At 70.3% G+C, this 12,866-nt stretch carries 7 protein-coding genes; 6 read left to right on the forward strand and 1 reads right to left on the reverse strand.

Going from position 1 to position 12,866, the window contains the following annotated elements:
* Nucleotides 1-60 precede the first annotated feature (60 nt).
* Nucleotides 61-2,811 carry a TonB-dependent receptor gene (locus ACG01O_RS16000; protein WP_394386085.1) on the reverse strand — a complete coding sequence of 917 codons (2,751 nt, stop codon included), beginning with the start codon at nt 2,809-2,811 and terminating at the stop codon, nt 61-63.
* A gap of 220 nt (nt 2,812-3,031) precedes the next feature.
* On the opposite strand from ACG01O_RS16000, the gene ACG01O_RS16005 reads away from it, so the two are divergent.
* The 6 genes from ACG01O_RS16005 (at nt 3,032) to ACG01O_RS16030 (ending at nt 12,748) form a co-directional block, all read left to right on the forward strand.
* A complete protein-coding gene (locus ACG01O_RS16005) occupies nt 3,032-4,984 on the forward strand; it encodes a glycoside hydrolase family 3 protein (protein WP_394386087.1) in 1,953 nt (650 codons plus the stop codon).
* A gap of 42 nt (nt 4,985-5,026) precedes the next feature.
* The gene (locus ACG01O_RS16010; protein ID WP_394386089.1) at nt 5,027-6,049 is read left to right on the forward strand and encodes a LacI family DNA-binding transcriptional regulator; all 1,023 of its coding nucleotides are present in this window, start codon (nt 5,027-5,029) and stop codon (nt 6,047-6,049) included.
* A gap of 62 nt (nt 6,050-6,111) precedes the next feature.
* Nucleotides 6,112-7,395 (forward strand): tryptophan--tRNA ligase, encoded by a 1,284-nt coding sequence (locus tag ACG01O_RS16015; RefSeq protein ID WP_394386090.1) that lies wholly within the window; start codon nt 6,112-6,114, stop codon nt 7,393-7,395.
* A gap of 37 nt (nt 7,396-7,432) precedes the next feature.
* Entirely contained in the window at nt 7,433-8,017 is a 585-nt protein-coding gene (locus ACG01O_RS16020; RefSeq protein WP_394386092.1) for an ECF-type sigma factor, read from the forward strand.
* Nucleotides 8,018-8,069: 52 nt separating this feature from the next.
* Entirely contained in the window at nt 8,070-10,928 is a 2,859-nt protein-coding gene (locus ACG01O_RS16025) for a serine/threonine-protein kinase (RefSeq protein ID WP_394386093.1), read from the forward strand.
* 119 nt (nt 10,929-11,047) lie between these two features.
* Nucleotides 11,048-12,748: an AMP-binding protein gene (locus ACG01O_RS16030; protein WP_394386095.1), complete on the forward strand. Its 1,701-nt coding sequence runs from the start codon at nt 11,048-11,050 to the stop codon at nt 12,746-12,748.
* Nucleotides 12,749-12,866 lie beyond the last annotated feature (118 nt).

Here is a 12,866-nt window from a genome sequence, read left to right on the forward strand (position 1 = left end):
GGTCGGATGTGAGGGCGCCGGCCACGCGGGCCGGCGCGATTTCAGGAACGAAAAGTCAGATCAGAACTTGTAGGTGCCGCCCAGCAGGAACTGGCGTCCGTAGGACGTGTAGCGCTCCGGCAGTGTGGCATTGGGGTCCTTGGCGCCGGTGGAAATGCCCACACGGGTGCGGTACGGCCGGTCGCGCAGGTTGTTCACCTGCAGCGTCAGGCTCAGGCCCTTGAAGGTGCCGCTGTCGAAGGCGTAGCCCAGCTGCGCGTCCATGATGGTTTCGGCCGAGATCATGCTGGGCACGTTCTCGCCGAAGGTGCCACGCACCGTCGTCACGAAGGCCGAACGGTGGCGGCTGCCCAGGCGGGCCGAGAAGCCATCACGCTCGTAGTACACGACGAAGTTCGTCGCCACGCCCGACAGGCCATCCAACGGGTTGTTGAGGTTGTTGTCCTCGTGCAGCGAGCTGCGGGTGTTGGAGTAGCTGAAGGTCACGCCGATGCCGTCCAGCGACGGCGTCACCAGGCCCGCGTCCAAGGTGCCGCTCAACTCGGTGCCTGCCACCATGCCGCCGTGGCCGTTGGCCTTGGTGCTCAGCAGGCCGATGTTGCTGATGGGCGTGTAGGTCGTCGGGTTGGGGAAGCCGGTGAAGTCGAACGGGATGGACTGCGAGTAAACGAAGTTCTTGATGTTCTTGTGGAACGCGGCGGCGGCCAAGTAGCTGCGCTTGCTGAAGTAGTGCTCCACCGAGAGGTCCACCGCATCGGCGCGCCACGGCTCCAGCTTGGCGTTGCCGCCGCTGGCCGACCAGGTGCGGTCGGTGCTGCTGACGTTGATGCCCGAGAAGCCGGCGCGCATGTCTTCCATGTTCGGACGCGCCAGCACCTTGGCCACGCCGAAGCGCAGGATGGTGTTGGCCGTCAGGTCGGCCGACAGGTTCAGGCTGGGCAGCGTGTCGGTGTAGCTGGTGCCGCCCGTGGTGGGGTCGCTCGCGTTGGTCTTGGAGTTCCACAGCAGGCCGTTGCTGGACTGCTGGGCGTGCACCACGCGCAGGCCCAGCGTGCCGTGCACCGGCACGCCCCAGTCGAACTCCAGGCCCAGCTTGGCGTGGGCGGCCGTGACCTTCTCATGCACCGACCAGATGCGGCCCGGAGCCTGATCGGCCGAGGCCGGCGCCACGTCGTACAGGCTCAGCACGCTGGGCAGGTCGAAATTGACCATGCGGATGTTGCTGCCCGCAAAGCTCAGGTCGGTGGGCTCACGCAGCAGGTTGCTGGGGATGAGCACGGGCGCGCGGTTGTTCTTGAGGTTGTAGTACACCTCGGTGCGGTTCATGGACTTGTCGCGCTCGGAGTAGTCCAGGCCCCCTTCGATGCTGTTCATCCAGCTGTCAAAGGTGCGGCCGGCGCTCAGCTTCAAGGCCTTGATCTCGTCCTTCACCTTCGGGAACTGGCTGCGGCCGTCGCGACCCCAGTTGGACGGGTCGGTCAGGTAGACGTTCTTGGGGTCGGAGAAATCAAACGCCGGCTGGAAGGTCGAGCGGCCGTCGCCGGTGACGAAGTTGGCCTGGCCCAGGCTCACGCGCGTCTTGGCCCCGGCTTCCACTTCGGCGTTTTGCTCTTCGCGCTTGGCCTTGGACCAGCTGACGTCGCCCATCAACTTCCAGTCGCCCAGCTTCAGCTCGTTGTTCCAGCCGATCGCGCTGACGTCGTCCTTGCGCTTGTTGAAGGTGGTGAGCGCCACCGGCGTGGCGTTGGTGACCACGGCGCTGGTGACGATCTTGTCGCCGTTGACCACGCTGGTCTGGGCGTTCGTCCAGACCGCGCCGGACCAGGTCGACATGTCGGACATGACCGTGCGGCGGGCCTCGGTCTGGTCGAACTTGGAGTAATACAGGTCCAGCGTGCTGTGGAACTCGGCGCTGGGCTTGTACTCCAGCACGCCCATCAGGCCGTCACGCTTCTGGCGGGACGACGCCGCGCCCAGCTCGAAGCCCTGCAGAGCGACTGAGTCAGTCGGCACGCCGGCCAGCGGCGAGCCCCAGTTGTTGGTGTTGGCCCACCACCAGCTCTTGTAGTGCTTTTCCTGGTTGGGCGAATCCAGGTGCGCAAAGCCCACGGCCGCGCCCCAGGTGCGGTCGGCCGATTGCGTCACGTACGAGGCCGACAGGCGGTTGCCGGTGCCGGAGATCTCGGGGTTGAGCGAGCCGTTGGAGTTGCGCTCCAGGCGCGCGCCCACCACGGCCTGCGTCTTGCCGAAGTCCAGCGGACGCAGCGTTTTCATGTTGATGGTGCCCGACAGGCCCTGGGCCGACAGGCTGGCGTCCGGCGTCTTGTAGACGGTGGCGGCGTTGATCAGCTCGCTGGGGAACTGGTCGTACTCCACCGAGCGGTTGTCGCCCGTGGACACGATCTCGCGGCCGTTGAGCAGCGTCACGCCAAAGCGCGGCGCCATGCCGCGGATGCTGATCACCGACGAGCGGCCGGCCACGCGCTGCGCGGTCAGGCCCGGCAGGCGGGAGATGGCGTCGGCGATGGACACGTCGGGCAGCTTGCCGATGTCTTCGGCCGAGATGGCTTCGACGATGGCGTCGGCGTTGCGCTTGGTGGCAATCGCGTTTTCCAGGCTCGCGCGGAAGCCGGTGACGTTGACGGTTTCCAGCTTTTGCTCGGCCGCCGGCGCGGTTTGCGCCTGGGCCAGCAGCGGCAGGCACACGAGGCCGGCGCACACCGCGGCCACAGGGGTCAGGCGTTGGCGGGCGGCAAAGGAAGTGAGGGACGTGACGGCGCGCTCTGCGGCGCGCAGCTTCTGGACTGACATTGAGTTGTCTCCTGGTTCGATCTTGTTCGCTGCTTGGGGAGGTCCGCGGCGTGCGAGCCCTTGCTTGCCGGCAAGGTCTTCACACCGCAAAATGGAACCGGTTCCAAACGCGACGCAAATCTAATGTGCCGCCACCGAAGCTGTCAATCTGGTCGGCCCGAGGGTTGACGTTTTTTTGCTTCACCCACTACCGTCGCGCCCCCTGACCCGAGGTTTCCCGATGCTCCGTCGCCCTGCCCTTCTGCTCCTGACCTGTGCCACGCTGGCCGCCTGGGCCGCCCCGGCCGCACCCACGGCGCCGCCCGTGGAAACCGGTTCCATCCTGCAGGCCTGGCCGGCCCGCAAGCCGGTGCGAGACCCGGCGCTGGAAGCCCGTGTGGAGGCAGCGCTGAAGGGCTTGAACCTGCGCCAGAAGGTGGGCCAGATCACGCAACCGGAGATCCGCGCGATCACGCCTGACGAAGTGCGCGAGTACGCCATCGGCACCGTGCTGAATGGCGGCGGCGGCTGGCCCGGCCAGAACCGCGCGGCCACGCCGGCGCAATGGCGCGAGCTGTCGGAGAAGTTCCAGGCCGCTGCGCTGCAGGCCACGCCGGGCATCCCGTTGATCTGGGGCACCGACGCCGTGCACGGCCACAACAACGTGCGCGGGGCCACGCTCTTCCCGCACAACATCGCGCTCGGCGCCACGGGCGACGCCGACCTGGTGCGCGACATCGGCCGCGCCACCGCCCGCGCGGTGCGCGCCTCGGGCCTGCACTGGGCCTTCGCCCCCACGCTCGCCGTGGTGCAGGACGTGCGCTGGGGCCGCACCTACGAGAGCTTCGGCACCGACCCCGCGCTGGTGCGCCGCCTGGGCCAGGCCGCGGTGGAAGGCCTGCAAGACGGCCTGAAGGACGGCCGCGGCGTGCTGGCCACGGCCAAGCACTACATCGGCGACGGCGGCACCCGCCGCGGCATCGACCAGGGCGTGACCCAGGCCACCCCGACCGACCTGGCACGCGTGCACGGTGCCGGCTACCTGGGCGCGCTGGACGCCGGCGTGCTCACGGTCATGGCCTCGTTCAGCAGCTGGACCGACACGGCCGGCTACGTCGAGCACGGCAAGATGCACGGCAACGCAACCTTGCTGGACGACCTGCTCAAGCAGCGCCTGGCGTTCGACGGCCTGGTGGTCAGCGACTGGGACGGCATCGGCCAGCTGCCCGGCTGCAAAAACGACGACTGCCCCGCTGCCATCAACGCGGGCATCGACATCGTGATGGTGCCCTTCCACTGGAAGACCTTCTTTCACAACACCGTGAAGGCGGTGGAGGACGGCCGCATCCCGATGGCGCGGCTGGACGACGCGGTGCGCCGCATCCTGCGCGTGAAGTTCAGCCTGGCCGTGCCCTCGGCCGTGCCCGCCACGGTGGAGGCGATGCAGGCGCCCGAGCTGGCGCGGCGCGCGGTGCGCGAGTCGCTGGTGCTGCTGAAACACACGCCCGGCCTGCTGCCCCTGAAGGCCAGCGCCCGCGTGCTGGTGGTGGGCGCCGCCGCCGACAGCCTGCCCCACCAGGCCGGCGGCTGGAGCATCACCTGGCAAGGGCGCGACACCACCAATGCCGACTACCCGCAGGCCACCAGCCTGCTGGCCGCCCTGCGCCAGCGCCTGGGCGCCGCGCAGGTGACCTTCGATGCCGACGGCCGCCACAGCGACCCGAAACAGTTCGACGCCGTGATCGCCGTGCTGGCCGAAACGCCCTACGCCGAGGGCGAGGGCGACGTGCGCATCACCGAGAACCTGCGCCACAGCCGCCGCCACCCGCAAGACGCCCAGCTGCTGCAGCGCGTGGCCGGCCGCGGCACGCCGGTGGTGACGCTGCTGTACTCCGGCCGCCCGCTGTACGTGAACGACCTGGCCAACCTGAGCGACGCCTTCATCGCCGCCTGGCAGCCGGGCAGCGAGGGCGCGGGCCTGACCGACGTGCTCATCGCCCCGGCCGCAGGCCAACCCTGGCCCGGCTTCACCGGCCGCCTGTCGTTCCCGTGGCCGGCCGCGCCCTGCCAGTTCAGCACGCATGAAGCCAAGCCCTGGTGGCCGGTGGGCGGCGGCCTCAGCGGCAAGGAAACCACGGCCCGCACCGCGCGCCTGCCCGAGCCGGCCGACCCGCAGCCCATCTGCCCGCTGTGAAGACCCCTGTGATCCAATCCGGCTCGTCGAGATAGGGGACGCATGGCAACGATCAAGGACGTGGCACGGCTGGCCGGTGTGGGCGTGGGCACCGCTTCACGCGTCATCAGCGGAAACGGTTCCGTGGCCCCGGCCACCGCCGAGCGGGTGCGCCAGGTCATCGCCCAGCTGAAGTTCCGCCCCTCGCAGACCGCACGCTCGCTGGGGGCCGGCACGTCCAAGCTGATCGGCGTCTACATCCCCTTCCTGCGCGGCACCTACTACACGCCCATCCTGCGCGCCATCGACCTGGTGCTGCGCGCCAAGGGCCTGCACATGGTGGTGGCGTTCGGCGAGGGCATCGAGGACGAGCGCGTCGAAACCAACGACGGCATGCGCTTCCTGCTGGACCGCGACTGCGACGGCCTGGTGGTGCTGTCCAACGCCCTGCAAGACGAAGACCTCAAGGCCCTGGGCCCCGCCGCCCGCCAGGTGGTGGTGCTGAACCGCCACTTCGACCGCATCAAAGAGCAGTGCTTCACCGCCGACCACGTGCAAGGCGGCGTGCAGGCCGCGCGGGCGCTGCTGCAGCACAAGCACAAAGACATCGCCGTGGTGTCTGGCCCCACCACCTCGCCCGACAACGTGGCGCGCCTGTCCGGCTTCATGGGCGAGCTCGCGCTGCGCGGGCATGACGTCTCCAAGGTGCTGACCGTGCCGGGCGACTTCTCCAACCAGGCCGGCTGGGACGCGGCCGACGTGCTGCTGAAGCTGAAGAAACTGCCCACCGCGGTGTTCTGCGCCAACGATGAAATGGCCATCGGCCTGCTCGCGCACTTCCAGGAGCGCGGCGTGTCGGTGCCGCACCAGGTGTCGGTGCTGGGCTACGACGACTCGCCCAGCGCCGAGTTCGCCGCCCCGCGCCTGACCTCGGTGCACGTGCCCAGCCACGAGGTGACGCTGGCGGGCCTGCACTGGCTGCTCAACCGCTGCTACGGGCTGGACCTGCCCGTGTCGCGCCAGTTCGAGATCGGCGTGACCTGGCGCGCCTCGGTGGCCGCCCCCCCATCTCGTCAACGCCGCTGAAGCCGCCAGCGGCCACAATCCGGGGCTCGACCTCCGAGCAGCCCCTCTCCGCCGCCTCTCCCATGTCCCATCGCGTCCTGACCGGCATCACCACGACCGGCACCCTGCACCTCGGCAACTACGTCGGCGCCATCCGCCCCGCCATCGCGGCCAGCCGCGCCAGCGGCGTGGAGAGCTTCTTCTTCATGGCGGACTTTCACGCCCTGATCAAGTGCGACGACCCGGACCGCCTGGCCCACTCCAGCCGCTCCATCGCCGCCACCTGGATCGCCGCCGGCCTGGACACCGACCGCGTGACGCTCTACCGCCAGAGCGACATCCCCGAGATCCCGGAACTGACCTGGCTGCTGACCTGCGTCACCGCCAAGGGCCAGATGAACCGCGCCCACGCCTACAAGGCCGCGGTGGATGCCGCCACGGCCGCCGGCGAGGAGCCGGACGCCCACGTCAGCATGGGCCTGTTCAGCTACCCGGTGCTGATGGCGGCCGACATCCTGATGTTCAACGCGCACAAAGTGCCGGTGGGCAAGGACCAGGTGCAGCACATCGAGATGGCACGCGACGTGGCCCAGCGCTTCAACCACCTCTTCGGCCGCGGCCAGGAGCTGTTCGTGCTGCCCGAGGCGGTGGTGGACGCCGAAATGGAGCTGCTGCCCGGCCTGGACGGCCGCAAGATGAGCAAGAGCTATGACAACGTCATTCCGCTCTTCGAGGGCGGCGCGCAGGCGCTGAAGGACGCCATCGCCCGCGTCGTCACCGACAGCAAGCTGCCGGGCGAGCCCAAGGACCCGGAAGGCCAGACGCTGGTCACGCTGTACGACGCCTTCGCCACGCCCGAGCAGCGCGCCGCGTTCCGCGCAGCGCTGCGCGCCGGCCTGGGCTGGGGCGAGGCCAAGCAACAGCTGGTGGCACTGATCGACGGCCAGATCGGCCCGATGCGCGCGCGCTACGCCGAGCTGATGGCGCACCCGGAGCAACTGGAGGCCATCCTGCAGGCCGGTGCCGTCAAGGCGCGGGCCATCGCCGTGCCGTTCCTGAAGACGCTGCGCGAGGCCTGCGGCCTGCGCCCGTACACCGCCACCGCCAGCACCGCGGCAGCCAAGGCCGAGAAGGTGGCCCAGCCGGTGTTCAAGCAGTACCGCGAGGCGGACGGCAAGTTCTATTTCAAGCTGCTGTCGGCCGACGGCACGCTGCTGCTGCAAAGCCACGCCTTCGAGCAAGGCCGCGACGCGGGCCAGTGGGTGGCGCGCCTGAAGCGCGAGGGCTGGGTGGCGGATGCCCCGGTGCAGCGCGAGGCCTCCGAGGCCGACGTGGCCGCGGCGCTGGCGGCCTTCCAGGAGGCCTGAGCCGGCGTGATGGTCCACGTGACACGGGCCCGTTGACATGGCGCAGGTGACCGAACTGCTGCAAGGCACGGCCCGCGGCGACCCGGCGGCGCTGCAAGCGCTCTACGCGCTGCTGTACCCCGAGATCAAGCGCATCGCGCGGCTGCGTCTGGCGCGCAGCGGCAGCCACGGCCGCCCCGCCGGGCTGGACACCACGGCGCTGGTGCACGAGGGCTTTCTGCGCATGGCCGACCAGCAAGGCGTGCAGGGCGAGTCGCGCGGCCAGTTCTTCGCCTACATCGGCCGGGTGCTGCGGTCGGTGGTGATCGACCACCTGCGCACCGAGGGTCGCGACAAGCGCGGCGGCGACGCGGTGATGGTCACGCTGTCGGCCGCGGCCGATGTGGCCGATGGCGGCAGCCCAGCGATGGACATCGTCCACCTGGACCGCGCCCTGGCCCGCATGCAAACGCTGGACGCCGGCTTGTACGAGTTGATCGAGATGGTGGGCTTTGCCGGCTTGACGCTGGCCGAGGTGGCCGAGGTGCGCGGCGTGTCCACCCGCAGCATCAACCGCGAGCTGCTCAAGGCCCGCGCGCTGCTGCAGGAACTGCTGGGCGACACGCCCGACACGGTGTACTGATGCGCCGCGGGGCCGCCCTGACCGGCTCGGACGGCTCGGCCCGGAGTCAGCCATGACGCCCGAGCCTACCCCTGGCCCCGGCCCCGGCCCTGGCCCCGGCCCTGACCGCGCGCCCGGCCTGAGCGCGGCCGACTGGCCCCGCCTGTCGGCGCTGTTCGACGAACTCGCCGCCCTGCCGCCCGAGGCGCGCGCCGACCGCCTGGCCACGGTGCAGCCGCCGGCCCTGGCCGAGCGGCTGCAGCGCATGCTGGCCAGCCTGCCGGCCGACGACGCCGCCACCGCGCGGCTGGACCTGCCGGGCTTCAAGTCTCCGCTGTCGCGTGCGCTGGGTGCACCGCCCGCCGCCCCCGCGCCGCCCCAGCCCGGCGACCGATTCGGCCCCTGGCGGCTGGAGGCGCTGCTGGGCGAAGGCGGCATGGGCCAGGTCTGGCGCGCACGGCGGGCCGACGGGCTGTACGACGGCGAAGCGGCCATCAAGCTGCTGCGCGGTGACCTGGCCTCGGCCGGCCTGGCCGCACGCTTTGCCCGCGAGCGCAACCTGCTCGGCCGGCTGACCCACCCCGGCATTGCCCGGCTGCTGGACGCCGGCGAACAAGACGGCCGCGCCTACCTGGTGCTGGAGTACGTGCCGGGCCAGACGCTGGCCGACTACACCCGCGAGCACGACCTGACCCTGGACGCCCGGGTGCGGCTGATGGTGCAGGTGGCCCGGGCGGTGGAGCACGCCCACGCCCAACTCATCGTGCACCGCGACCTCAAGCCCAGCAACGTGATGGTGGACGCCCATGGCGGCACCAAGCTGCTGGACTTCGGCATCGCCGGGCTGCTGGACGACTCCGGCCAGCAGGCCGACCACCAGCTCACCCTGCTGGCCGGGCGGCGCCTGACGCCGGCCTATGCCGCGCCGGAGCAGATCACCGGCGACACCATGGGCGTGGCCAGCGACATCTACTCGCTGGGCGTGATGCTGTACGAACTGGCCAGTGGCGAGTTGCCTTTCGGCACCCGCAGCGGCAGCCGCACGGCGCTGGAGCACGCGGTGCTGCACGGCGAAGCCAAGCGCATTTCCCGCACCGTGCGCACCGAAGACACCGACGCGCCGCTGACCGGCACCGGCGGGCCAGCCGCCCGCGCCAGCGGCCCGGGCCGCCCGCTGGACGCCGCACGCGCCCGGGGCGACCTGGAAGCCGTGGCTGCCAAGGCCCTGCGCCGCGCGCCGGCCGAGCGCTACGCCAGCGTGGGCGGCTTCATCGACGACCTGGAGCGCTGGCTGACGCAGCGGCCGGTCAGCGTGCGGGCCGAAGACTGGCGGCACCGCGTGCACCTGTGGGTGCGGCGCAATGCGGTGGTGGCGGCGGCCGGCACGCTGGTGTTCGTGGCCCTGAGCGCCGGCCTGGCCGTGAGCCTGTGGCAGCGCGAGCAGGCCCAGCTCGCGGCCCGCCAGTCGGAAGAAGTGACCCAATACCTGACCGAGCTGCTGGCGTCGGCCAGCCCGGAGAAGCACGGTGGCCACATCCCCAGCATCTTCGAGGTGCTGGAAACCAGCCGCGGCACGCTGCGCGAACGATTCGCGCACGACGACCTCACCTACGCCCGCGTGCTGGAGGTGATGGCCGCCACCTACGACGAGATGAACCGGCAGGACATCTCCATCCCGCTGGCCCGCGAGTTCGTGGAAGCCCGCCGCCGCCTCTGGGGCGACGACGACCTGCGCACGCTGCGCGCCCAGCTGCGCCTGGCCCGCACCTACACGGCGCTGGGCTCGCCCATGGAGGTGATCGCCATCGGCGAGCAGGTGCTGCCCCGCCTGGACCCGGCCGCCGCCCCGGGCGACTACGAGAACCTGCTGTACCAACTGCTGGTGGCCTACGGCAACGTGGGCCGCTTTGCCGAAGCGGAGGCCATGCGCGAGAAGGCCTGGGCGCTGGTGCAAGAGCGCTACCAACCCAGCGACTACGAGTACCAGTTCTTCCGCATGTACGTGTTCACGCTGCGCCACAACCAGGAGCGCTGGCACGACGCCGAGGCCGAACTGCTGCCGCTGGTGGCCGCCGGCCAGCACGCGGACGTGAAGTTCGCGCGCTTTGCGCACCGCGCCGAGCAAATGCTGTGGGTGGTGCAGACCCGCCTGGGCCAGCCCGGCATCACGGCCGAGCAGGCGCTGGAGCGCGCCGACGCCATGGACGCCCTGCTGGGCCCCGGCAACTCCAGCAGCCAGCGCCAGCTCAACGACCTGACCCGCATGTTGCTGGACCGGGGCGACTACCGCCGCGCCGCCGAGGTGCAGGCGCTGCTGGCCCGTCGCCTGCCCGAGAGCGCCGCACTCAACCTCGCGCTGCGCCTGCCCCGCGAGGCCGTGGCCCTGCTGGCCGACACGCTGGCCCATCCGCAACACCCCGCCGACTTGCGCGCCCGTGCCAAGCGCTTGAGCGACGAGCTGCTGTCGGGCCAACTGCCAGCCGGCCCGCCCTGGGCCGAAGCCGTGGCCACCACGGCGCGCGCCGCCCTGGCCCTGAACGATCTGGGCCTGGCCGCACGGCTGCTCGCCCCGCTGCAGGCCATGCAAGGCCAGGGCTGGATGGCGGGCTACGCCAGCTGGCGCACCCGCGTCGGGCAGATGAGCGCTGAGCTGGACCGGGCACGCGGCGACGCCGCCCGCGGCCTGCCCGCCCTGCGGGAACGCCTGGCACACCTGGATGGCTTGCCCCCACCCCAGGGCGTGCTGCACTGGCGCGCCCAATTGAGCCTGGCCGCCAGCCTGGTGGCCACCCAGGCGCCAGACGCCCACCAAGCCCTGGCCCGGGCCGACGCCCTGCGACCCGACTGGCTGCCGCCCGGCCACCCCATGGACGCGCTGCGGGCCGCGTTGGGCCGAGGCAGCAGCAGCGCGCCCTGGGCGGGCCAGTTCTAGAGCCCTTCCTCTAGGCCTTTCGGGCATCTGGTCACGGTCAGAGGTGTTTTCCCGTAGCACCTCAGTGTTTACACCCGGTTAACTTTCGGATTCCGAAAAGTAGACCCCAGGAGACCGACATGGCCACCATCGCCGCCGACCACCTTGCCCTGCAACGCCTCTACCACTGGGAGCGCACGGCGGGTTCGACCGTGACGTTGACCCAACCCATGGGCGGTGCGGACGTCAAAGACTTCACCTGGGCCCAGGTGGGCGACCAGGTGCGCCGCATGGCCGCCTTCCTGAAGGCCAAGGGCGCGGCCGAAGGCTGGCCGGCGGACGCCAAGGTGGCCATCCTGTCCAAGAACTGCGCCTGGTGGCTGATGACCGACCTGGCCATCTGGATGGCCGGCTACGTCAGCGTGCCGCTGTACCCCACGCTCGCACCCGAGACGATCACGCAGATCCTGGAGCACAGCGAGTCGCGCTTCATCTTCATCGGCAAGCTCGACGGCTGGGAAGGCATGAAGCCCGGCGTGCCCAAGACCCTGCCCGGTGCCAGCTATGCGCTCTCGCCCGACGACGCCAAGAAGGCCTACGAAGGCTGGGACGCCATTTGCGCCCGCACCCAGCCCATGAAGGAGTCGCCGGTGCGCGGCGCGGACGAGCTCTGCACCCTCATCTACACCTCCGGCACGACCGGCCTGCCCAAGGGCGTGATGCACACCTTCGGCGCCTTCGCCTGGGCGGTGGACGCCGGCCTGAAGCGCATTCCCATGGGCAGCGACGACCGCATGCTGTCCTACCTGCCGCTGGCCCACGTGGTGGAGCGCACGCTGGTGGAACACGGCTGGCTGGCGCGCGGCATCAAGATCTTCTTCGCCGAATCGCTGGACACCTTCACCGCCGACCTGCAGCGCGCCCTGCCCACCATCTTCTTCTCGGTGCCGCGCCTGTGGGTGAAGTTCCAGCAGGGCATCCAGGCCAAGATGCCGCAGCAAAAGCTCAACAAGCTGCTGCGCCTGCCCATCATCGGCGGCCTGGTGCGCAAGAAGGTGCGCAAGGCCCTGGGCCTGAACGAATGCAAGTTCGCCGCCGGTGGCGCCGCGCCCATGCCGGTGGCCTTGCTGGAGTGGTACGCCGCGCTGGGCCTGCACATCAACGAGGGCTACGGCATGACCGAAAACCTGGCGCTGTCGCACCTGACGCTGCCGGGCAAGAACCAACGCGGCACCGTGGGCCCGGCCTACGAAGGCGTGCAGGTGCGCATCGACGCCTCCACGGGCGAGCTGCAAATGCGCAGCCCCGCCGTGATGCTGGGCTACTACAAGGCGCCCGAGCAAACCCGCGACAGCTTCACCGAAGACGGCTGGCTGCGCACCGGCGACAAGGCCAGCCAGGACGCCCAAGGCTGCGTGCGCATCACCGGCCGCGTGAAGGACCTGTTCAAGACCAGCAAGGGCAAGTACGTGGCCCCGGCCCCGATCGAAGACCGCCTGGGCATGAACCCCAACGTGGAGGCCTGCTGCGTGGCCGGCGCCAACATGGGCCAGCCGCTGGGCATCGCGATGCTGTCGCCGCAGGGCATCGAGCGCGCCAGCAGCGAAGCCGAGCGCACCGCGCTGATGGCCGAGCTGTCCAAGCACCTGGACGACGTCAACGCCCGCCTGGACCCGCACGAACAGCTCGACACCCTGGTGCTCATCAAGACCCCTTGGACGGTGGACAACGGCTTCATCACGCCCACCTTCAAGGTCAAGCGCAACCGCATCGAAGAGGTCTACTCCGGCAGCTTCGAGGGCTGGGTGGGCAAGAAGAGCAAGGTCCAGTTCGGGGACTGAGTGAGCACCGAGGACAGGCCCTGCGGCCTGTCCGACGGCTCACGAAGGACAGACGCCCTGCAAGGCGGATGGCATGAGTGCGCACCGAGGACAGGCCCTGCGGCCTGTCTGACGGCTC

Origin of the sequence: Pelomonas baiyunensis (genome assembly GCF_043555935.1) — a bacterium.
Taxonomy (GTDB): domain Bacteria; phylum Pseudomonadota; class Gammaproteobacteria; order Burkholderiales; family Burkholderiaceae_C; genus Pelomonas; species Pelomonas baiyunensis.

Bases quoted from the DNA above. Each gene is read 5' to 3' on its own strand.
- ACG01O_RS16000 (WP_394386085.1), bottom strand. From the start codon at position 2,811: ATGTCAGTCCAGAAGCTGCGCGCCGCAGAGCGCGCCGTCACGTCCCTC.
- ACG01O_RS16005 (WP_394386087.1), top strand. From the start codon at position 3,032: ATGCTCCGTCGCCCTGCCCTTCTGCTCCTGACCTGTGCCACGCTGGCC.
- ACG01O_RS16010 (WP_394386089.1), top strand. From the start codon at position 5,027: ATGGCAACGATCAAGGACGTGGCACGGCTGGCCGGTGTGGGCGTGGGC.
- ACG01O_RS16015 (WP_394386090.1), top strand. From the start codon at position 6,112: ATGTCCCATCGCGTCCTGACCGGCATCACCACGACCGGCACCCTGCAC.
- ACG01O_RS16020 (WP_394386092.1), top strand. From the start codon at position 7,433: ATGGCGCAGGTGACCGAACTGCTGCAAGGCACGGCCCGCGGCGACCCG.
- ACG01O_RS16025 (WP_394386093.1), top strand. From the start codon at position 8,070: ATGACGCCCGAGCCTACCCCTGGCCCCGGCCCCGGCCCTGGCCCCGGC.
- ACG01O_RS16030 (WP_394386095.1), top strand. From the start codon at position 11,048: ATGGCCACCATCGCCGCCGACCACCTTGCCCTGCAACGCCTCTACCAC.